18 protein-coding genes are annotated in these 20,395 nt (G+C 65.4%); 9 read left to right on the top strand and 9 right to left on the bottom strand.

The features are described 5' to 3' along the window. Nucleotides 1-14: 14 nt before the first annotated feature. From pncB to HAP47_RS29845, 3 genes are all read right to left on the bottom strand, one after another. Nucleotides 15-1,319, bottom strand: coding sequence for a nicotinate phosphoribosyltransferase (gene pncB / locus HAP47_RS29855; RefSeq protein WP_173641508.1), 1,305 nt, complete (start codon nt 1,317-1,319; stop codon nt 15-17). Nucleotides 1,320-1,380: 61 nt separating this feature from the next. Continuing rightward, a complete protein-coding gene (locus HAP47_RS29850; protein WP_173641509.1) occupies nt 1,381-4,914 on the bottom strand; it encodes a molybdopterin cofactor-binding domain-containing protein in 3,534 nt (1,177 codons plus the stop codon). Further along, the gene (locus tag HAP47_RS29845) at nt 4,914-5,381 is read right to left on the bottom strand and encodes a (2Fe-2S)-binding protein (RefSeq protein ID WP_173641510.1); all 468 of its coding nucleotides are present in this window, start codon (nt 5,379-5,381) and stop codon (nt 4,914-4,916) included. Before HAP47_RS29845 ends, HAP47_RS29850 begins: the two co-directional genes overlap by 1 nt. A 276-nt stretch (nt 5,382-5,657) precedes the next feature. Here HAP47_RS29845 and HAP47_RS29840 point away from each other — a divergent pair, with 276 nt between their 5' ends. From HAP47_RS29840 to HAP47_RS29805, 8 genes are all read left to right on the top strand, one after another. Beyond that, entirely contained in the window at nt 5,658-7,106 is a 1,449-nt protein-coding gene (locus HAP47_RS29840; RefSeq protein WP_173641511.1) for a 6-hydroxynicotinate reductase, read from the top strand. Next, a complete protein-coding gene (locus HAP47_RS29835; protein WP_231168462.1) occupies nt 7,103-8,113 on the top strand; it encodes a UPF0280 family protein in 1,011 nt (336 codons plus the stop codon). The genes HAP47_RS29840 and HAP47_RS29835 overlap by 4 nt, the downstream gene beginning before the upstream one ends. A 16-nt stretch (nt 8,114-8,129) precedes the next feature. Beyond that, a complete protein-coding gene (locus HAP47_RS29830) occupies nt 8,130-8,714 on the top strand; it encodes an amino acid synthesis family protein (RefSeq protein ID WP_029078203.1) in 585 nt (194 codons plus the stop codon). Nucleotides 8,715-8,742: 28 nt separating this feature from the next. After that, nucleotides 8,743-9,957 (top strand): ABC transporter substrate-binding protein, encoded by a 1,215-nt coding sequence (locus tag HAP47_RS29825; protein ID WP_173641512.1) that lies wholly within the window; start codon nt 8,743-8,745, stop codon nt 9,955-9,957. Between the two features lie 228 nt (nt 9,958-10,185). Continuing rightward, nucleotides 10,186-12,075: an ABC transporter permease gene (locus tag HAP47_RS29820; RefSeq protein WP_173641513.1), complete on the top strand. Its 1,890-nt coding sequence runs from the start codon at nt 10,186-10,188 to the stop codon at nt 12,073-12,075. Further along, entirely contained in the window at nt 12,072-12,863 is a 792-nt protein-coding gene (locus HAP47_RS29815; RefSeq protein WP_173641514.1) for an ABC transporter ATP-binding protein, read from the top strand. The genes HAP47_RS29820 and HAP47_RS29815 overlap by 4 nt, the downstream gene beginning before the upstream one ends. Next, a complete protein-coding gene (locus HAP47_RS29810) occupies nt 12,860-13,564 on the top strand; it encodes an ABC transporter ATP-binding protein (protein WP_173641515.1) in 705 nt (234 codons plus the stop codon). Before HAP47_RS29815 ends, HAP47_RS29810 begins: the two co-directional genes overlap by 4 nt. Nucleotides 13,565-13,580: 16 nt before the next feature. Further along, the gene (locus HAP47_RS29805) at nt 13,581-14,036 is read left to right on the top strand and encodes a MarR family winged helix-turn-helix transcriptional regulator (protein ID WP_173641516.1); all 456 of its coding nucleotides are present in this window, start codon (nt 13,581-13,583) and stop codon (nt 14,034-14,036) included. 192 nt (nt 14,037-14,228) lie between these two features. Here HAP47_RS29805 and HAP47_RS29800 read toward each other — a convergent pair whose 3' ends face one another. From HAP47_RS29800 to HAP47_RS29790, 3 genes are all read right to left on the bottom strand, one after another. After that, entirely contained in the window at nt 14,229-14,897 is a 669-nt protein-coding gene (locus HAP47_RS29800; protein WP_173641517.1) for a hypothetical protein, read from the bottom strand. Between the two features lie 2 nt (nt 14,898-14,899). Beyond that, entirely contained in the window at nt 14,900-16,300 is a 1,401-nt protein-coding gene (locus HAP47_RS29795; protein ID WP_173641518.1) for a selenium-binding protein SBP56-related protein, read from the bottom strand. Nucleotides 16,301-16,535: 235 nt separating this feature from the next. Beyond that, the gene (locus HAP47_RS29790; RefSeq protein ID WP_173641519.1) at nt 16,536-17,732 is read right to left on the bottom strand and encodes an amidohydrolase family protein; all 1,197 of its coding nucleotides are present in this window, start codon (nt 17,730-17,732) and stop codon (nt 16,536-16,538) included. A gap of 173 nt (nt 17,733-17,905) precedes the next feature. Between HAP47_RS29790 and HAP47_RS29785 the strand changes: the two genes are divergently transcribed. Continuing rightward, nucleotides 17,906-18,679, top strand: a complete 774-nt coding sequence (locus HAP47_RS29785) for a ferredoxin--NADP reductase (RefSeq protein ID WP_173641520.1) — start codon at nt 17,906-17,908, stop codon at nt 18,677-18,679. Nucleotides 18,680-18,833: 154 nt separating this feature from the next. Here the strand turns inward: HAP47_RS29785 and soxA are convergent, their stop codons facing one another. The 3 genes from soxA to HAP47_RS29770 are packed head-to-tail and all read right to left on the bottom strand — an operon-like array spanning nt 18,834 to nt 20,388. Beyond that, entirely contained in the window at nt 18,834-19,607 is a 774-nt protein-coding gene (soxA, locus tag HAP47_RS29780) for a sulfur oxidation c-type cytochrome SoxA (RefSeq protein ID WP_173641521.1), read from the bottom strand. Next, a complete protein-coding gene (gene soxZ, locus HAP47_RS29775; RefSeq protein ID WP_173641522.1) occupies nt 19,604-19,924 on the bottom strand; it encodes a thiosulfate oxidation carrier complex protein SoxZ in 321 nt (106 codons plus the stop codon). The genes soxA and soxZ overlap by 4 nt, the downstream gene beginning before the upstream one ends. Continuing rightward, nucleotides 19,924-20,388, bottom strand: coding sequence for a SoxY-related AACIE arm protein (locus HAP47_RS29770; RefSeq protein ID WP_173641523.1), 465 nt, complete (start codon nt 20,386-20,388; stop codon nt 19,924-19,926). Before HAP47_RS29770 ends, soxZ begins: the two co-directional genes overlap by 1 nt. Nucleotides 20,389-20,395 lie beyond the last annotated feature (7 nt).

Raw genomic sequence — 20,395 nt, 5'->3', positions numbered from 1 at the left:
GTTGGTTCGCGAATTCAAACGTGAACTGCGGTGCGAACGCGGCCGACATTGCCGAACACGCGCAAATAGCGCTCGACCTCGGACGGGATGCCGGTCGCCTTCTCCGGATTGTCGGAGAGCTTTACGGCCGGTCGTCCGTCGACCGACGTCACCTTGCACACGATCGAGATCGGATCGAGTTCGGCGGTGCCATCAGGCGCGCAGCCGACGAAATCGTTGGTGAGGTTGGTGCCCCAGCCGAAACTGACGCGAACACGCCCCTTGAAGTGATGGAACGTCTCCTCGATCGAGCCGACATCCATCGCGTCCGAGAACACCAGCAGCTTCTCCTTGGGGTCGCGGCCCTTCTGCTTCCACCATTTGATGATCTCTTCGCCGGCGGTGATCGGCGGTGCGCTGTCGGGACGAAAGCCGGTCCAGTCGGCGACCCAATCCGGCGCATCGCGCAGGAACGGCTTGGTGCCGAACGCATCGGGCAGCGCGATCAGGAGGTTGCCGCCATAGGCGTGGCGCCATTGGTCGAGGATCCGGTAAGGCGCCCAGCGCAGCTCCTGGTCGTCGTTGGCGAGCGCGGCGGCCACCATCGGCAGCTCGTGCGCGTTGGTGCCGATCGCCTCGAGGTCGTTGTCCATCGCGAGCAGCACGTTCGACGTTCCGGTGAAGGACGGGCCGAGACCTTCCTTCACTGCCTCGACGCACCAGCGCTGCCAGAGGAAGCCGTGGCGGCGGCGCGTGCCGAAATCGGACAGCCGCAATCCGTCCAGCTTGCGCAGCCGCTCCACCTTGGCCCACAGCTTGGCCTTGGCGCGGGCGTAGAGCACGTCGAGGGCGAAGCGGCCGTAGGTCTTGGTCGCGGCGCGCGAGCGCAGCTCGTTGAGGATCGCGAGCGCCGGGATCTCCCACATCGTGGTGTGGGTCCACGGCCCGTGGAAATGCAGCTCATACTGGCCGTCGACCTTGTGCAGCTCGTATTCGGGCAGGCGGAAGGTCGAGAGCCAGTTGATGAAGTCGGGCGAGAACATCTGGGTCTTGCCGTAGAACGTGTTGCCGGCGAGCCAGATCAGTTCCTTCTTGGTGAAGCGGATGGTGCGGGCATGGTCGAGCTGGGCGCGCAGCTCGCCCTCGTCGATGACCTCGGCAAGCCGGATATGGGTCGAGCGGTTGATCACCGAAAAGGTCGTCTGCGTGTCCGGGTAGCATTCCCGGATCATCTGCATCATCAACAGCTTGTAGAAATCGGTGTCCAGCAGGCTGCGCACGATCGGATCGAGCCGCCAGCCGTGATTATAGGTCCGGGTTGCAATATCTGTGACCGCCATGCCGGAACTGTAGCCTGCCGAACGGCGCCCGCCCAGTGGGTTTCCGGCGGAACATGGCAGGTCAGCGGGCTATATTCCGGCGGATACGGCCGACGGCCGTGGCAACATCGCTCCAGGCCGGCTTGTCCGGGGCAAACTGCCGCCTCAGGAAGCCGACGAGCTCGGCGACCTGGCGGTCGCTCATGCTGTCCTTGAAGGCCGGCATGTAGCCGAGATCGGTCACGGCCGGCTTGGCGATGCCGTGCAGGATCACCTGGATCAGATTGTCGGGGGCGTCGCTGTGCAGATTGCTGTTCAGCGCCAGCGACGGTCGGCTGCCGAACAGCGGCGGGCCGCCGACCTCATGGCAGACCGCGCAGGCGCCCTGATAGATCCGCGCGCCTGCCGACGCGGCGGTGGTGACGGCGGTGCCGGCCTCGAGCTTGGCTGCGAGCGTATCGTGGGCCGCCCGATCGGTGGCCTCGTTGAACGAGGCGAGGTAGACCGCCATCGCGCGGATGTCCTGGTCGGGCAGCGCGGCGAGCTCATGCACGACGGGCGCCATTGGCCCGGCGGCGACGCCGTGCAGACGGGACTCGCCGGTGCGCAGATAAGCGTAAAGCTCGGCCTCGCTCCAGGGGACCGGCGCCTTCGACAGCGACGTCAGCGCCGGTGCTTCCCAGCCCTCGGCGAAGCCGCCGGCGAGATAGGCGCCTTGCCGCTCGGCGCCGAGCGCATTGCGCGGCGAGTGGCAGGCGCTGCAATGGCCGAGACCCTCGATCAGATAGGCGCCGCGATTCCAGATCTCCGATTTCGATGGATCGGGCTGGAACGTGTTCGGCTGGTGGAACAGCGCATTCCATCCGGCGAGCAGCGGCCGCAGGTTGAACGGAAAGGCCAGCGCGTTCGCCGGCGTCTCGGCGCGCACCGGCGCCTGCGCCATCAGATAGGCGTAGAGCGCCTGCAGGTCGGGATCGGTGGTCTTCGCAAAATGCGTGTATGGAAACGCCGGATAGAGATGGCGGCCGTCGCGATGAATGCCTTCGCGCATCGCGCGCTCGAAGGCTGGATAGGACCAGGCGCCGATGCCGGTGTCGATATCGGGCGTGATGTTGGTCGTGTAGATCGTGCCGAACGGCGTCTCGAGCGGACGGCCGCCGGCGTTCAGGGTGCCGTGCTCCGACGTATGGCAGACGGCGCAAGCGCCAAGTGCCGCGAGCTCCTTGCCGCGCGCGATCGTCGCGGCGGAATAGACCGAGGCGTCGGGCCGGGCGATCGGCGCAATCGCGCGCCAGGGCAAGACGGCCGCGCCGATGGCGATCGCCGCGGCGCAGAGCGCCGCAATGCCCGCGAGCACACCGCCGCGTTTCGCAAACGGATTTTGCCACCTGTTGAGGTCGGCCGGCGGCGCCGGTGAGGGAAGCGCCGCGGGCGCCACGGGCTGTTCACCGCGCAGTCCCTTCAAAATGCGTTCCGGCGTGAACGGCGGCTCGCGAAAGCGGACGCCGGTCGCATCATAGATCGCATTGGCGATGGCGGCGGCACTCGGCACCGAGGCGGACTCGCCTACGCCGAGCGGCGGCTGGTCCTGCCGCGGCAGCATCAGGACGTCGATCGCAGGCAGCTCGGGGAACTTGATGATCGGGTAGGCGCCCCATTCCCGCGCCGTCACCGCGCCGCGCTCGAAGGAGACTTCCTCCATCAATGCGCGGCTGGTCGACTGGATGACGTTGCCTTCGATTTGGTGCCGCACGCCCTCCGGATTGATCATCAATCCGGAATCCTGGCCGGCGACGACGCGCGTCACACTGACATCGCCGGTCGCCTTGTTGACGGCGACATCGGCAATCCAGGCCGACCACGCCGCGCCGTAGCCGGGAAACTTGCTGTGCACGTAGAGCGCATAGGCAAAGCCGCGGCCACGGACGATATCGTCGTCCGTTTGGGGCGCTTCGCGCTTCGGGCGCGGCGTCCAGCCGGCGCGCTCGGCGACCGCGTTGACGAGATCGATCGCGCGCTTATCCCTGAGATAGCGCAGCCGGTATTCGATCGGATCGACCTCGGCCTCGGCGGCAAGCTCGTCGATATAGGATTCATGTGCGAACGTATTGGGCAGCGCAGAGACGCCGCGAACCCAGGAGGCACGCACGATCGGCGGCATGTCGTTGGCAACCACGCGCATGTTCTCGTAGTCGTAGGGCGGGATCGCGGTGCGATCGCCCATCTCGAACACGGCCGCTTCAGGCGCGATCCGCCCGGTGAGCAGCAGCGCCAGCGTCGGTGCGCCGTTGGAGGGATAGCGCGTGACGAAGTCGTAGCCGGCAACACTGCCGTCGGCATTGAGCCCGCCATTGACGTCCATCAGCTGCGCGGTGCCCTTCGGCTCCCACGCGTGTTCCTGCTCGCGGGTCAGCTGGACGCGCACCGGGCGGCCGACCGCGCGCGACAGCAGCAGCGCATCGGCCGTGACGTCGTCGGCGCAGTTGCGGCCGTAGCAGCCGGCTGCCTCCATCCTGATCACGTCGATCTCGGATTCCGGCCGCTGGATTAGCAGCGCCAGATCGCCGCGCAGGATGTGCGGGTTCTGCGTGCCGGACCAGACCCGGATCGCTCCGTCTCCGTAATCGGCGACCGCGCAGGACGGGCCGATCGAGCCGTGCATCTGGTAGGGCCAGACATATGTCCGCTGCATCGGCTTGGCGGCCGCCTTGATCGCGGCATCGACGTCGCCTCTGTCGATCAGTTGCCGCGGCGTCGAGGGGTTGGCGCGCAGCGCCTGCTCGATGTCGGTGAGGTCGGTCAGCGCCGGTCCGGGCTTCCAGCTCACCTTGAGCTGCGCGGCGGCCTTGATCGCATTCTCCTCGCGCTCGGCGACGACACCGACAAAGTCGCCGATCCGCACCACCGCGACGAGGCCGGGAATATCCCGCACCGAGGCTTCATCGACCGCGATCAGGCTGGTGCCGACGAACGGTCCGGCGTCGACGCCGGCATAGGGCGGACGGACGACGCGGCCATGCAGCATGCCGGGCACGCGCACATCGTGGACGTAGACGAGCTCGCCGGTGGCCTTCGCCGGCAGGTCGACACGCGGCACCGACTTGCCGACGACGGAATAGGCGCTCACCGCCTTGACTGCAACGTCGTCGGCGAGCTCGAGCCGGATGGTCTCATCCGCGATCAGTTCGCCATAGCTGACGCTGCGGTTGTCGTGACCACGGATCAAGCCGTCCTCGATCATGAGCTCGTCGGCGGGCAGTTCGAGCCGCTCCGCCGCGCGCGCGAGCAAAAAGTGCCGCGCTTGCGCGGCGGCCTTGCGCAGGGGAATGGCGGTGATCTGGATGGTCTCGCTTGCGATCGTCGCGCCCTGGTTCGGCACCACGGCGGTGTCGCCGAGGATCACGACGACGCGGGCAAACGAGACGTCGAGCTCTTCGGCAACGATCTGTCCGAGCGCGGTGCGGATGCCGGTGCCGAGATCGACATGGCCATTATAGGCGTTGACCGAACCGTCGGCCGTGATGGTGATGAAGGTCTCGAACGCGCCTTCCGCGCCCAGCACTGCAGGGCGGACGATCGACAGCGAGCCGCGAATGCGTTGCTCCGAACCGGCCATCAATCGCGCGCCTCGAGCGCGTGGCCGGCGGCACGCATCGCCGCGCGGATGATCTCGATATGCGCGCCGCAGCGGCAGAGATTGTAGCGGAGCGCTTCCAGCACCTCGTGCTCGGATGGATTGGGATTGCGCGCGAGCAATGCCTTGGTGGTGATGATCATGCCGTTGAGGCAATAGCCGCACTGCGCGGCCTGTTCGCGGATGAAGGCATCCTGCACGGGATCGGGATGCTCGCGGCTGCCGAGACCTTCGAGCGTGACGATGTTGCGCCCCGCGCAGCCTTCGATCGGAATCACGCAGGCGCGCGCGGCGACGCCGTCGATCAGCACCGCGCAGGCGCCGCACTCGCCGAGCCCGCAGCCATATTTCGGTCCGTTCAATGCGAGATCGTTGCGCAGCACGTAAAGCAATGCGGTGTCGGGAGCAGCGTCGACATCATGATTCCTGCCGTTCACGGTCAGGCGCATTGCCCCGGTTCTCCCCTGATGTTTGCGCTGCAATGTCAGCGTCAGATGGCCGTCGAGGATAACGTTTGTATACAAACGTGCAAGCGGCGGCATGCCGCGCTGCAGCGAGTGCACGCTTTATGAACAGGGTGCGCAAGCGAATGGCAGCGTTTGATTGCAAAGGCCGCTTGACAGGTCCCGGGCTCGCGCGCAGGATCATTCGTGTACGAACGATATAGGCAAGGGAGGCGGAAGGCAGTATGATCGACCGCCGCCACAAGTCCAGGCTTGGTCACGATGGCTGACACAATGACCGTCGCCGCCGGCGACAAGATCCGCTGCGATGCCTGTCCAGTGATGTGCTACATCAAGCCGGGCGCGGCCGGCGCGTGCGACCGTTATGCCAATCACGACGGCACGCTGGTGCGCGTCGATCCGCATGTCGTGCTGGAGCGCACGGTCTCGCATGGCGGCAAGCTGGTACCGTTCCAGGCGAGCGGCGACTGGGACGGCAAGATCGTCCGCCAGCCCGAACTGTTCGTCACCGCGATCGGCGCTGGAACCACCTATCCGGACTACAAGCCGGCGCCGTTCATCGTGTCGTCGGAGGTCGATGGCCTCGACATGGTCACCGTGGTGACCGAAGGCATTTTCTCCTATTGCGGCGTCAAGGTGAAGATCGACACCGACCGCTATCTCGGTCCGGAAACCGCTGTTGTCCGCGCGGACGGCGAGGCGGTCGGCCACGTCACGACCAGCGAATATGGCTCGCAGATGCTCTCGCTCGGCGGCGTGCATCATCTGACCGGCGGCTCGAAGAAGGAAGGCCGCGTCACTTGCGACACGCTGATGGATCTCTCCAACTGCAAGGCGGTGGAGCTGACCATCGACGGCGGCGCCACCGTGGTGGTGCAGGCGGGCAAGCCGCCGATCGTCAACGGCGCGGCGGAAGAGCGCATGCGGGTCGGCTGCGGCTCGGCGACCATCGGCATGTTCGCCAAGCAGTGGCACGGCAAGGTCGATGAGGTCGTGGTGGTCGACGACCACATCACCGGCGTGCTCAGCGAGCACCAGGCGGGCAAGCTGCTCGACATCGCCGACACCGGCATCAAGATGAAGGGGCGCCGTTCGACGCCCGGCCGCTACTTCCAGGTCGCCGATCCCGGCACGGGGTGGGGCGGCACCAACATCTCCGATCCGCTGTCGATCCTCGGTCCCTTCAATGCGAAGGAAGCGCGGCCCGGGCTCACCATGCTGATGGTCTCGACGACCGGCGAACATGCGTCCTACTATGTGCTCGACGAAGCGCTGAAGCCGATCGAGACCGAGATGCCGGCGGATCTGAAATTCTCGGTCGAGCGCATCCAGGAGAATTGCGAGCCGGCGCTGTGCACGGTGCTGTTCATGGGCGGGGCGGGCGGATCGCTGCGCGCCGGCGTCACCGACAATCCGGTGCGGCTGACCCGCTCGGTCAAGGACGCGCTGACGCGGGTGACCAGCGGCGGCGCGCCGGTCTATGTCTGGCCGGGCGGCGGCATCACCTTCATGGTCGATGTCACGCAGATGCCGGCCGGCGCCTTCGGCTATGTGCCGACGCCGGCGCTGGTCGCGCCGATCGAATTCACGATGAAGCTGTCGGATTATGCGGCGCTCGGCGGCCATATGGATTTTGTCCGGCCGCTGTCGTCGCTGCGCGACAGCACCGAAGTTCGGCCGACACCCCATCTTCCCGGGCGGCGCGCATGACTAGAGCGTTTTCCAGCGAAGTGGATACCGGTTCGCGCAAAGAAAACGCGTCAAGACAAGAATCTAGAGTCCCGTTCCGATTCCATCGGAACGGAAAGGGCTCTAGGCTCCCGCAAATTGCGCTTCTTCCTGACGGCAAGCGGCTGCATTTGCAGGACGGCCCGATTGATCTGGTGATCGAGGCCAGGGGCGGGGACGCGGACGTCGGTGCCGCCTATCGGGCGGCGGCGGAGCGCTTCACCGGTTTGCTCGACGAGCTCTGCGCGGAGCTTGTCGAGCTGCGTAGCGCGGCCGATCCGCAGCGCTGCGTGCTGAAAGGTGTGGTTGCGCGGCGTATGCATGCGGCGGTCGCGCCCTTTGCCGCCGACTGCTTCATCACGCCGATGGCGGCGGTTGCGGGCTCGGTCGCCGAGGAAATCCTCGGCGCGATGCTGGAGGCGGCAACTCTCGATCGTGCCTATATCAACAATGGCGGTGACATTGCCTTGCATCTCGCGGACAGCGAACAATTCACCGTCGGTCTGATGGACCGGCCCGATCGCCATGGTGTGATGCGCACCATGACCGTCGATAGCGACATGCCGGCCCGCGGCATCGCGACCAGCGGCCGTCATGGCCGCAGTTTCTCGCTCGGCATCGCCGATGCCGTCACCGTGCTGGCGCGGACGGCGTCGCAGGCCGATGCCGCGGCGACCGTGATCGCCAATTCGGTCGATCTGCCCAATCATCCCGCGATCCTGCGCGTCCCGGCGAGCGAACTGCAGCCCGACAGCGATCTCGGGGCGCGGCTGGTGACCCGCGATGTCGGGCCGCTGGCGGAACATGAGATCGAGCGGGCGCTCGAGGCGGGGGCGACGCGGGCGCGCATGCTCCTGACGTCGGGATTGATCGAAGGCGCGGCATTGCGTCTACTGGGCGAAACGCGCCTTGTCGGTGCAACTGGCAACGGGACACTGGTGCCGCGCACGTTTCAGGCAAGAACGATAGATAACACGCTGCAGGCATGACCGGGAGCGAGGCAAGATGAGCGCCGTCATTCGCAAGATCGTCACCGTGGTCGAGGAGACCCATCTGGAGATGGGCAAGACCATCGCACCGCCGACAAGGCGCGCCGCCGCGATCGCCGTGATCGAGAACCCGTTTGCCGGCCGCTATGTCGAGGATCTGTCACCGTTGATCGCGATTGGCGAGGAGCTTGGCGAATTACTTTCCAAGCGGGCAGTCGCCGCGCTCGGCATCGACGGCGCCAAGGCGCACAGTTACGGCAAGGCGGCTGCCGTCGGCGAAAATGGCGAGCTCGAGCACGCGGCGGCGATCTTGCATCCCAAGATGGGCGCGCCGGTGCGCAAGGTCCTTTCCAAAGGCGCGGCGCTGATCCCGTCGTCGAAGAAGCGCTCGGGTCCCGGCACCACGCTGGACATTCCGCTCGGGCACAAGGACGCTGCCTTCGTGCGCAGCCATTTCGACGGCATGGAGGTGCAGATCAATGACGCGCCGCGGGCCAACGAGATCATGGTCGCGGTGGCTGTGACCGACAGCGGACGGCCGTTGCCGCGCGTCGGCGGGCTGACGGTTGATGAGGTCAAGGGCGAAGACGGATTGCGATAATCTCCTTGGAGAAAAACTGGAGGATGGGATGCGTGGTTATTTCGTAGGGGCGGGATTGGCGATCGCGGTCGCGACCATGGCAACGAGCGCCATGACGACACAGGCGTTGGCGCAGAGTGAAATGAAGATCGGCGAGATCAACTCTTACTCCTTGTTGCCGGCGTTCACCGAACCCTATCGCAAGGGCTGGCAGCTTGCGGTGGAGGAGATCAATGTCGCCGGCGGTATCGACGGCAAGAAGCTCGTCGTCATTTCCAAGGACGACGGCGGCAAGCCAGCGGATGCGCAGACCGCGGCCAACGAACTGGTGTCGAGCGAGAACGTCGCGATGCTCACCGGTACGTTCCTCTCTAACATCGGGCTTGCCGTCAGCGACTTTGCCAACCAGAAGAAGGTTTTTTTCCTGGCGGCAGAGCCTTTGACCGACGCCATCACCTGGTCGAAGGGCAACCGCTACACGTTCCGCCTTCGTCCCTCCAACTACATGCAGGCGGCGATGCTGGTGGAGGAAGCGGCGAAGCTTCCCGCAAAACGCTGGGCGACGATCGCGCCGAACTATGAATACGGCCAGTCGGCGGTCGCAGTGTTCAAGAAGCTGATGTCGGAAAAGCGGCCCGATATCCAGTGGGTTGACGAGCAGTGGCCGCCGCAGGGCAAGATCGATGCCGGCCCGGTGGTGCAGGCGACTGCTGCGGCGAACCCGGAAGCGATCCTCAACGTCACCTTCGGTGCGGACCTCGTCAAGCTCGTGCGCGAAGGCAACACCCGCGGCCTGTTCAAGGGCCGCACAGTCGTGAGCTTCCTGACCGGCGAGCCGGAATATCTCGATCCGCTGAAGGACGAGACGCCCGAGGGTTGGATCGTCACCGGCTATCCCTGGTATTCGATCAAGACGCCCGAGCACGACGCGTTCCTGAAGGCCTACCAGGCCAAGTACAACGACTATCCGCGGCTCGGCTCGATCGTCGGCTACCAGACCATCAAGGCGGCAGCGGCGATCCTCGCCAAAGCCGGTTCGACCGATCCGGAGAAGCTGATCGCCGCGGCCGAAGGCATCTCGATGCCGTCGCCGTTCGGCGAGATCACCTTCCGCAAGATCGATCACCAGTCGACGTTAGGTGCCTTCACCGGCAAGACCGCGCTGAAGGACGGTAAGGGCATCATGGTCGATACCGCCTATCGCAAGGGCTCGGACTATCTGCCCAGCGATGCCGAAATCGAGAAGCTGCGGCCGAAGGATTGAGGCCTCTACTTGTACTCCCTCGCCCCGCTCTTGCGGAGAGAGGGCGTAGGCGGCCTCTGGCCGCCGTCTAGAAGGAATGCCGATGCGAAGCATCGGCGCTGGTGAGGGGCCTTCTCCACGAGTTGGGCTCGCGGAGAGTCCCCCTCACCCGAATTCAAGCTGGCGCGTGAATTCGACCTCTCCCCGCAAGCGGGGCGAGGTGAACAGAAACTCCAACGCGGACCGCCCATGGCCTTCTATGTCGTCCAGTTCCTGACCGGTCTTGCCAGCGCGGCATCGCTGTTCCTGGTCGCTTCGGGTCTGTCGATCATCTTCGGCGTGACGCGGATCGTCAATTTCGCGCATGGCGCGTTCTACATGCTCGGCGCCTACGTCGCCTTCACCCTGACCGAGCGCTTCGCCGGCGCATTCGGTTTCTGGGGCGGCATCGTCGTCGCGGCGCTGGCGGTTGCTGCGATCGGCGTGCTGGTCGAGATGGTGCTGCTGCGCCGGATCTACCATTCGCCCGAGCTGTTCCAGTTGCTCGCCACCTTCGGCCTGACGCTGATGGTCGAGGATCTCGTGGTGCTGATCTGGGGGCCGGACGATCTGGTCGGCCGCCGCGCGCCCGGCCTCAAGGGCGCGATCGACTTCTTCGGCCAGAACATTCCGAGCTACGATCTGTTCCTGATCGTGCTCGGACCGGTCGTGCTCGGTGTGCTCTGGCTGTTGTTCCAGCGCACCCGCTGGGGCGTCCTGGTGCGCGCGGCGACGCAGGACCGCGACATGGTCGCAGCGCTCGGCGTCAATCAGAAATGGCTGTTCACCAGCGTGTTCGCGCTCGGCGTCTTCCTCGCCGCGCTCGGCGGCGCGCTGCAGATCCCGCGCGACGCGGTCAATCATGCGATGGATCTGCGCGTCATCGTCGAGGTCTTCGTCGTGGTCGTGATCGGCGGCCTCGGCAGCATCATCGGCGCCTTCGTCGCGGCGGTGCTGGTGTCGGAGCTGAACGCCTTCGGCATCCTGATCTTTCCGAAGATCTCCATCATCCTGGTGTTCCTGGTGATGGCGGTGGTGCTGATCGTCCGTCCGTGGGGGCTGTTCGGCAAGCCGGAAGCGCCGGCGCGTCGCACGCCGGGCCTCACCGTTAATCCGTGGCGGCCGCTGACGATGAATGAACGGCTAGCCGCGATCGCGATGCTCGTGGTCGCCGCGGCGCTGCCGTTCGTCGCCGGCAATTACGTGCTCACCGTCGGCTCGGAGATCGCGATCTTCGTGATCTTCGCGGTCAGCCTGCACTTCCTGATGTCGGTCGGCGGGCTCGCCTCGTTCGGCCACGCGGCCTATTTCGGCCTCGGCGCCTATGGCGTGGCGCTGCTCGCCAAGATGGCCGGCTTGCCGATGATCGCCTGCCTGCTGCTCGGCCCGTTGCTCGGGCTGCTCGGCGCGGCGGTGTTCGGCTTCTTCGCGGTGCAGCTCTCGGGCGTCTATTTCGCGATGCTGACGCTGGCCTTTGCCCAGATCGTCTGGTCGATCGCGTTCCAGTGGGTGTCGGTCACCGGCGGCGACAACGGCATCCTCGGCGTCTGGCCGGAGAAATGGGTGGCGAGCCCGTCTCACTTCTACTGGCTGTCGCTCGGCATCGCCGCGCTCGCGGTCATGATTCTCCGCATTATCGTGTTCTCGCCGTTCGGCTTTGCGTTGCGCGCCACGCGCGACTCTCCGCTGCGCAGCGAAGCGGTCGGCATCGACGGCAAGCGCATCCAGTGGACCGCCTTCGTGATCGCGGGCACGGTCGCCGGCCTTGCCGGCGCGCTGTTCGCCTACCTCAAAGGCAGCGTATTCCCTGACAATATGGGCATCTCGCTGTCGGTCGATGCGCTGGTCATGGTGCTGCTCGGCGGCGTCGAGACGGTGTCCGGGGCGGTGGTGGGAGCCATCGTCTACAAGGCGCTCAACATCTGGCTGGTCAGCCAGACCGATCTCTCCAAGCTCGTGCTCGGCGGCTTCGTCGTGCTGATCGTGGTCGCGTTCCCGAAGGGCATCGTCGGCACGCTGGAAGCCCTCATGCACCGCCGGCGCAAATCGTCGTCGACGGCGTCGCCTCTGCTCACCTCCCGCATCGAGACTGCCGAATGAGCATGGTTCCCACATTGCTGTCGGTCGAGGGGCTGACAAAATCCTATGGCGGCGTGCATGCCGTGCGCGGCGTCTCGTTCGAACTGCGCGCCGGCGAGATTTTGGCACTGATCGGGCCAAACGGCGCGGGCAAGAGCACCTGCTTCGACATGCTCAACGGCCAGAACATTCCCGATAGCGGCCGCATCCACGTGCTCGGTGCGGAAACCACTGGCAAGAAACCGCGCGTGATCTGGCGCATGGGTGTCGGCCGCACCTTCCAGATCGCGGCGACCTTCCCGACCATGACGGTGCGCGAAAACGTGCAGGTCGCGCTAGTGTCGCATGGCGGGCAATTGTTCAACCTCTGGGCCTCGACCGCGCGCCAGGCACGCGACGAGGCCGGGCGGCTGCTCGACCTCGTCGGCATGGGCGCCTATGCGGAGCGGCCCTGCGGCGAGCTCGCCTATGGCGACGTAAAGCGGCTGGAGCTTGCGATCGCGCTCGCCAATCAGCCGAAGTTGCTGCTGATGGACGAGCCGACCGCCGGCATGGCGCCGCGCGAGCGCGTCGAGCTGATGCGGCTGACGGCGCGGATCGCGCGCGAGCAGTCGATCGGCGTGCTGTTCACCGAGCACGACATGGACGTGGTGTTCGAGCATGCCGACCGTATCCTGGTGCTCAACCGCGGCAGCCTGATCGCCGAAGGCTCGCCCGAGGAAGTGCGCGGCAATGCCCAGGTGCGGGCGATCTATCTCGGCGAAGGCCTCCTCTATGACGCCCGGCACCGCGAGGGAGCATCCGCATGAAGCTCACGGTGAAGGATCTCAACAGCTTCTACGGTCCGGCGCATATCCTGTTCGACATCGCGCTCGAGGTCGGCGAGGGCGAAGTGGTCGCACTGCTGGGCCGCAACGGCGCCGGCAAGTCGACCACGTTCCGCTCCATCGTCGGCCTGGTCGAGAACCGCTCCGGCCGCGTCATGTTCGAGGGCAGGGACGTCTCGGAGCTGCCGACGCATGCGATCGCGCGCGGCGGGCTCGGCTATGTGCCCGAGGAACGGCGTATCTTCACGGACTTGACGGTCGAGGAGAATCTCGAGGTCGGCCGCCAGCCCAAGCGGGCGGGCGCGCCGCAATGGGATCGCGACAAACTGTTCAAGCTGTTCCCCAATCTCGGCGAGATGCGCGGCCGGCCCGGCGGGCGCATGAGCGGCGGCGAGCAGCAGATGCTGACGATCGCGCGCACGCTGATGGGCAATCCGTCGCTCGTGCTGCTCGACGAGCCGTCGGAAGGCCTGTCGCCCAAGATCGTCGAGCAGATGGTCGATGCGATCCTGGCGATGAAGAAAGAGGGCGTCAGTATCGTCGTCTCCGAGCAGAATCTGCATTTCGCCCGGCTGATCTCGGACCGCGCCTACATCATCGAACGCGGCCGGATCTGTTTTGGCGGCACCATGGCGGAACTCGATGCGCGTCCCGATGTCCGCGACGCGCATCTGTCGCTGTAAGGGGTGGGGTGAAACGATGGCGAGGAGTGCTGCACAGAAGCGAAGCGTCAAGGCCGCCAAGCCCGGTTACGTGCTGGACGAGCAGATCGGCTTCATCCTGCGCCAGGTGTCGCAGCGCCACGCGGTGATCTTCGCCCGCGAGATCGGCATCAACCTGACGCCGACGCAGTGGGCCGCGCTGTCGAAGCTGTCGGAGGTCGGTCCGTGCTCGCAGAACCAGCTCGGACGGCTGACCTCGATGGACGTTGCGACCATCAAGGGCGTGATCGATCGCTTGACAGCGCGCGGCCTGACTGAGACCTCGCCCGATCCCGACGACGGCCGCCGGCTGATGGTGAGCCTGACGCGCGCCGGTCAGCAGATGGCCGAAAAGGCCGCGCCGAATGCACTCGTGATCTCCAGGGAGACGCTGGCGCCGCTCGACGCCAAGGAGCGCGAGACGCTGATGGCGCTGCTCGGCAGGCTGCGGTGACCTTACCCTCCCTGGAGGGCAGGGTCGGATCGCAGCGAGCGAAGCGAGATGCGAGCCGGGGTGGGGTGATCTCTCCACACGGGCAGAATCTGTATGGAGAGATTGTTCATACAACCTCGGTTCGCATTTCATGCGAACCGATCCTCCCCCTACAGGGGAGGATGAAGAAAGTGCCACCGTGGGGTATCCGGACTACGTCGCAACACCAAGCGCCAGCGCGACGGCGCCGACCAGCACAAGGCTGACGGCCCAGATCGTGTCCAGATTGAACCAGCTCCGGGCCACGAATTTGAGGCCGAGATAGCGGTAGACCAGCCACGCCAGAGATCCGCCGGCCGCGATCATCGCGCCGGCATGGACGATGGAGACCAGTACGGCCATCGTGAGGCTGCTGCCGATCAGGGAGTTGGCGGCGGCGTGGCCTTGGTCCGGCTCGGCCTCGCGGCATAGTCCGAGATAGATCGGCACCAGCATCAGCGCCGCGCCGTGGGCGATCGCCACCGCGAAGGACCACAAAGCGAGTTGCGTCGGCGGTATCCGCGCCAACGCCCGCGGATGGCGCCGGTCGATGAGCCGATAGATGCCGAAGGCGAGCACAAGCAGGCTGGCGCCGATCCGGATCGTGCGTTGCCATTCGACGAGGGTGATCAGCAGCGCGAAGGGAAGGATCACGAGCAGCATCGCTAGCAGGTGACCGATTGCGAGCGGGCCAAGCGCGGCCAGCAGCGCACGCGAACTCCTTTGCATCAATCCGGCCGAAACCGCGAGCGGCCAGCCCATGCCCGGGTTGATCCCGTGGTAGAGGCCGCTCGCAATCACCGCCAGCCACAGCCAGGCCGGTGTCCAGTCGGCAGCACTCACAGTCAGGCCGATGGATAGCAGAACGAATCCGTCGAGCAGTCACCGCCGTCGAGCCGGATCTGGTGCGCGCGGTACCCGTCGGGGAAGCTGACCCAGTAGTCCTTTGCCAGTTCGAGGCCGCCGCCCGGGCTGGCATTCGCCATCACCTCGGCGCCGGGAATGCCCTGCGGATAGAACTGGTCGTCCCAGGTCGAGTACAGCGAATTGGTCCAATAGACCCGCTTGCCGTCGCGGCTGATCTCGACCATCTGCGGACCGCCGGCAAATGCCTGTCCGTTGGGATGCGGCGTGCGGCGGGCGATGCCGCCGATGCGCACCGATCCGGCGAGCTTCGGCTTGCGCGGATCGCTGACATCGTATTGGCGCATCTCGCCGGTGGCCCAGCAGGAGACGTAGAGGAACCTGTCGTCCATCGACAGGTCGATGTCGGTCACCAGCGGCGGCACGGCGCCGAAACCCTGCAGCAGCGGCGGCAATTGCTCCTTCGGCGCGGGCTCTGGCGGGATCGTCGCCGTCTTCTCGATGTGAAACTTGCCGCCTTCGCGCCACCAGGTCCAGATCGAGCCTTCGAGGTTCGTGGTATCGACCACGACGCCGACGAAGCCGTATTCGCGAACCGGATCGTGGGCGGGACGTACCTCCAGCGCCATCTGATGGTTGGCACCGAGATCGATGGTCTGCACATTGCGTCGCGCGCGCAGATCCCAGAAATGGATGCGATGGCCGTATTTGTTCGAGAGCAGGTCCTCCGGCACGATCCCGTTCTCGAATTGCGGCGGCAGCGCCCATTCGCTGCTCACCATGTAGTCGCGCGGCAGGTTCCACCAGAAATCATAGTGCTTGGTCTGGGGACCACGATCGATCTCCCAGCGTCCGAGCACCTCGAAGGTCTCGCAGTCCATGATGAAAACGCCGGGCGGTCCATCGGTGCCGTCCTTGCCGCCGCCGCCCAGCGTCGATACGTAGATGCCGTCCGGGCCGCAGTGGATGGTATGCGGCCGCGAATAGCCGGTCTTCCTGAAGACCTCCTCGGGCTCGATGATCTTGTGGATCTTGGCCTGCGTCGGATTCGGCTTGGTGTCGATGATGTAGATCCGCGACGACCGCATGCCGGGAACGATGAGATAGCGGCGCTCGATGAAGGCATGTCCCGCAAGCGGGGACAATGCCGAGGAACACGCGTTCCAGCCGAAATGGTGAAACTCGTCGCCCTTGTTGGGCATCGTCACGGTGTGGACGATCTTGCTGTAGGTCGGCGAGCCCGGCTTGACGTCGATGACGGCGAGCGCGTCGGGCTTGGAAAAGTCCGGGCTGAGCAGCACCGTGTAGGCGAAGTTCTCCGCCGGAGCTTCCATCGCAAGCTTCGGCGAGGCGTGAAACGTCGGATCTGGCCTCATCGTCATCGTGCTGCCTCCTGTTTGCTGGTGTGGACCAACGGCACGGCGGCATGCGGCAGGAACTATTCCGTATCGTCGCGTGGCTCTTGCGAGCGCCGCCGGCTAGGTTCGCGGGGCGGCACGATACACCTCAATGATGACGGGCGAAAGCAACGTTCCGGCGCGGCGAGATGGCGCGTCTTGTACGGATCGCGTCATTCCGGGCGCGAGCTAGTCGCGAACCCGGAATGAATGATGTCGATTACTTCGCCACGATCTCCGGCACCTTGCCCGCGGGCGGCGTGTTGCGGCTGCGCTGGGTGCGGACGATGCCGTCGATGATGGTCATGCCGATGCCCGGGAGATCGCCGAGCTGAACGCTCTCCAGGATGTTCTTGCCCGGCGAATGCTGCGCCTTGTCCATCAGCACGAAATCGGCGGAGCGGCCGACCTCGATCAGGCCGCAATCGAGCTCGCGCATCCGCGCCGTGTTGCCGGTCGCAAGGCAGAACGCCAGCTCGGCGGGCAGCTCACCGAGCGAGGACAACAGCGAGACCATGCGCAGGATGCCGAGCGGCTGCACGCCGGAGCCGGCCGGCGCGTCGGTGCCGAGGATGACGCGATGCAAATCACCCATCTCGCGCGCGGTGCGCAGCGTGAACAGCGCCGAACGCTCATTGCCGTTGTGCACCAGCTCGAGCCCGCGCTTGCAGCCCTCGCAGATGCAGCGGATCTGGTCGTCGGGCAGCGCAGTGTGGCCGCCATTGATGTGGCCGACCACGTCGGTGTCGGCTTCCAGCACCACGTCCTTGTCGATCAGGCCGGAGCCGGGGATCGAGGGGCCGCCGGTGTGAATCGTGCTCTGGATGCCGTATTTGCGCGCCCAGCCGACCATCTTGCGCGCGGTGGGCCCGTCCTTGACGCCGCCGAGCCCGACTTCGCCGAGCAGCTTGACGCCGGCGGCGGCCATTTCCTTGAAATCGTCCTCGACCATCTCGCATTCGATGACGGGCGCGCCGGCATGGACCTTCACGCCGCCCGGCCGCAGCGTCCAGAACGCGCGCTGCGCGAAGATCGCCATTGCCTTCACGCCGACCACGTCGCGCGGACGGCCGGGCATATGCACCTCGCCGGCGGAGATCATGGTGGTGACGCCGCCGTGCAGATAGCTGTCGATCCAGTTGGTCTGGTTCTGCCGCGGCGTCCAGTCGCCGGCCACGGGATGGACGTGGCTGTCGATCAGGCCGGGCGCGACTGTCGTGCCGTTGGCATCGACGATGGTGGTGGCGCCTTCGGTGTCGACGTCCTTGAAGCGGCCGATCGCGGTGATCCTGCCGTTCTCGGCGACGATGGTATCGGCATCCAGGATCGGCCGTTCCAGTGCTCCCGACAGCAATAGCCCGATATTGCGGATCACCAGCTTGCTGGGGCCGGTGGGCTGGGGCGCGTCGTGAGCCATGGGTGTTTTCCTTCTGTTTTCTTTCCGAAATTGCCCGGGAATTTGAGCCCGGCTTGACTTTCGGATCAAGCCGGATTATTCGTTTGTATACGAATGATCGTATACAAACGATCCGGCCGGTCAACGGGGTTCAAAGTCCCTTTCCGCCGCAGCACAAATCAGGGATTGGTGCGATGAGCAATTTCAACCAGGAAAGCGTCCTCAGCGTCCATCACTGGACCGATACGCTGTTCTCCTTCAAAACCACGCGCAATCCGTCGTTCCGTTTCCGCAACGGCGAGTTCACCATGATCGGGCTCAAGGTCGGCCAGAAGCCGCTGCTGCGGGCCTACAGCGTCGCCAGCGCGAATTACGAGGACACGCTCGAGTTTTTCTCGATCAAGGTTCCGGACGGCCCGTTGACCTCGCGTCTCCAGCACCTCAAGGAAGGCGACGAGATCATCGTCAGCCGCAAGGCCACCGGCACGCTAGTCATCGACAACCTCGAGGACGGCCGTAACCTCTATCTGATCGGCACCGGCACCGGCCTTGCGCCGTTCCTCAGCGTGATCAAGGATCCCGAGACCTATGACCGCTTCGAGAAGGTCGTGCTGCTGCACGGCTGCCGTCGGGTCAAGGAGCTCGCCTATGGCGAGATGATCACCGAGAAGCTGCCGCAGGACGAACTGATCGGCGAGCTGGTGCGCGATCAGCTGATCTATTACCCGACCGTGACGCGCGATCCGTTCCGCAATCGCGGCCGCATCACCGACCTCATCACCTCGGGCAAGCTGTTCGCCGACATCGGCCTGCCGGCGCTCGATGCCGCGCATGACCGCGTCATGATCTGCGGCTCGCCGGCGTTGGTCGCCGACACCCGCACGCTGCTGGGCGGCCGCGGCTTCGTCGAGGGCAATCACGGCGAGCCCGCCCAGTTCGTGGTGGAGAAGGCGTTCGCCGAACGCTGATCTTCGCAGTGATCTCTAGCCCCGTCATTGCGAGGAGTTTGGGGCAAGATTGCAAAGCAATTTTGCGCTGAAGCGATGAAGCAATCCATCTTCCGGTACAGCCGGGAGCAATGGATTGCTTCGCGTCGTTGCAATGACGTGGATCGAGCCGAGGCTAGGGCCTGACCGCCGGCGTCTCGATCGGCATGCCGCGCGCCCGCGTCATCAGATAGAGCTCGAGCTCGACCAGCTCGGGCGAGCCATAGTCATAAGCCTGCGCGCGGATGCCGGTGATGCAGGCGCGCAGCCGCCGCTGCAACGATCCCAGCGATTGCCACTCCAGCCGGTACAGCGGATAGCCGGTCGGTTGTCCCTGCGTGATCGCGCTTCCCGCGAGCTTCTTGTCCCAATTATCGTCGTGGCAGTTGGTGCAGCCGAGATTGAGCTGGCCCTGCCGCTGCATGAACAGCGCGTGGCCCTTTTCGACGAAGGGTACCAGCTCCGGATCGTCGCCGGCTGCGATCGGCATGCCGCGCGACTGCTGTGCGACATAGGCGGTCAGCGCCAGCAACTCGCGGCTTTCATAGGCGAACGGCGACGCCTGTTGGTGATTGGTCCGGCAGAGGTTGATCCGCCCTTCGAGGTCGATCGGTCTTCCCGGCGCCTTCTCGAAGGCGGGGTAGTGCGCCGCGACGCCCTTCATGCTGATGCGCGCATCATTGTGGCAGTCGGCGCAGGCCCTGTACGCGCTGCCGGCCTTGCGCGTCCACAATGCCTCGCCGTCGAGCACGAACAGCATGCCGGGATTGGCGGTGTCCTCGTTCTGCATCGCCTTGGTGTCCGGGCTCATGAAGCTATAGCCGGAGCGGCGTTGGTCTAGCGGAATCTCGGTGGCGAGCGCTGCGCCCGCCATCGCCGTCAGAAGCGCGATGCAGACCGCAATCCTCATTCGACCGTGATCGAAGCCTGCGCGGCCTCCGAAAATCCCTTGTCGCCGATCCATTCGAACTCGAACTTGCCGCTCTCGGTCACGGTAGTGAAGAAGGTGATGAACGGATTGGCCGCGATCGCAGGAAACAGATCGGCGCGGAACACTTCGGTGCCGTTGAAGCGGCAAATGAAGCTCGTGATGATGTCGCGCGGCACCACGTCGCCCGATGCGGTGTGACGATAGCCGGTCTCCATGATGTGCGACATCAGCGTCTTGATCTCGATGACGCTGCCGCGCTTGGCCTTGGCCGGCACGTTGATCAGGGCCGATGGCATCAGATCGCCTCCTCGGTGCAGGCGGCGAGCGTCACCACGACGTCCGCTGTCGCCGACCAGAACGTGTCGTCGGACAGCCGTGCGATCGCGGTGACCTTCTGGCTGTCGGCGAGGCGTATCCGCGTCGATATTTGGGCGCGCCCGGCACGCGGCCCGAGATAGAAGTTGCCGATGTTCGGCTGCGGGTTCTTCTCGTTGAAGACATGGATGCTCTTCACATACGCCTCCGCGGTCATCGGACTGGTGACGCTGACCGTCATCGGCACCGTGTTGCCGTTCTCGACCAGCGGCGGGATGTCGAGCTTGACCTTGCCGGTGCGTATATTGGCCTCGCCGACGACATTGCGGATCGCGGCCCGCACCATCGCCGGCGTGGCGTCGGCAGGGCGCACGATCACCAGTGCCGCGGCGCCTCCAGCGAGGCTCAGGAATGTCCGGCGAGAGGTGTGGTCGGAATCCGCCATCGTTTGT

It is taken from the genome of Bradyrhizobium sp. 41S5 (assembly GCF_011516665.3).
In the GTDB taxonomy this organism is placed as follows: Bacteria; Pseudomonadota; Alphaproteobacteria; order Rhizobiales; family Xanthobacteraceae; genus Bradyrhizobium; species Bradyrhizobium quebecense.
This window is presented reverse-complemented; position numbering and strand designations above follow the sequence as displayed.

Bases quoted from the DNA above. Each gene is read 5' to 3' on its own strand.
- pncB (WP_173641508.1), bottom strand. From the start codon at position 1,319: ATGGCGGTCACAGATATTGCAACCCGGACCTATAATCACGGCTGGCGG.
- HAP47_RS29850 (WP_173641509.1), bottom strand. From the start codon at position 4,914: ATGGCCGGTTCGGAGCAACGCATTCGCGGCTCGCTGTCGATCGTCCGC.
- HAP47_RS29845 (WP_173641510.1), bottom strand. From the start codon at position 5,381: ATGCGCCTGACCGTGAACGGCAGGAATCATGATGTCGACGCTGCTCCC.
- HAP47_RS29840 (WP_173641511.1), top strand. From the start codon at position 5,658: ATGGCTGACACAATGACCGTCGCCGCCGGCGACAAGATCCGCTGCGAT.
- HAP47_RS29835 (WP_231168462.1), top strand. From the start codon at position 7,103: ATGACTAGAGCGTTTTCCAGCGAAGTGGATACCGGTTCGCGCAAAGAA.
- HAP47_RS29830 (WP_029078203.1), top strand. From the start codon at position 8,130: ATGAGCGCCGTCATTCGCAAGATCGTCACCGTGGTCGAGGAGACCCAT.
- HAP47_RS29825 (WP_173641512.1), top strand. From the start codon at position 8,743: ATGCGTGGTTATTTCGTAGGGGCGGGATTGGCGATCGCGGTCGCGACC.
- HAP47_RS29820 (WP_173641513.1), top strand. From the start codon at position 10,186: ATGGCCTTCTATGTCGTCCAGTTCCTGACCGGTCTTGCCAGCGCGGCA.
- HAP47_RS29815 (WP_173641514.1), top strand. From the start codon at position 12,072: ATGAGCATGGTTCCCACATTGCTGTCGGTCGAGGGGCTGACAAAATCC.
- HAP47_RS29810 (WP_173641515.1), top strand. From the start codon at position 12,860: ATGAAGCTCACGGTGAAGGATCTCAACAGCTTCTACGGTCCGGCGCAT.
- HAP47_RS29805 (WP_173641516.1), top strand. From the start codon at position 13,581: ATGGCGAGGAGTGCTGCACAGAAGCGAAGCGTCAAGGCCGCCAAGCCC.
- HAP47_RS29795 (WP_173641518.1), bottom strand. From the start codon at position 16,300: ATGACGATGAGGCCAGATCCGACGTTTCACGCCTCGCCGAAGCTTGCG.
- HAP47_RS29790 (WP_173641519.1), bottom strand. From the start codon at position 17,732: ATGGCTCACGACGCGCCCCAGCCCACCGGCCCCAGCAAGCTGGTGATC.
- HAP47_RS29785 (WP_173641520.1), top strand. From the start codon at position 17,906: ATGAGCAATTTCAACCAGGAAAGCGTCCTCAGCGTCCATCACTGGACC.
- soxA (WP_173641521.1), bottom strand. From the start codon at position 19,607: ATGAGGATTGCGGTCTGCATCGCGCTTCTGACGGCGATGGCGGGCGCA.
- soxZ (WP_173641522.1), bottom strand. From the start codon at position 19,924: ATGCCATCGGCCCTGATCAACGTGCCGGCCAAGGCCAAGCGCGGCAGC.
- HAP47_RS29770 (WP_173641523.1), bottom strand. From the start codon at position 20,388: ATGGCGGATTCCGACCACACCTCTCGCCGGACATTCCTGAGCCTCGCT.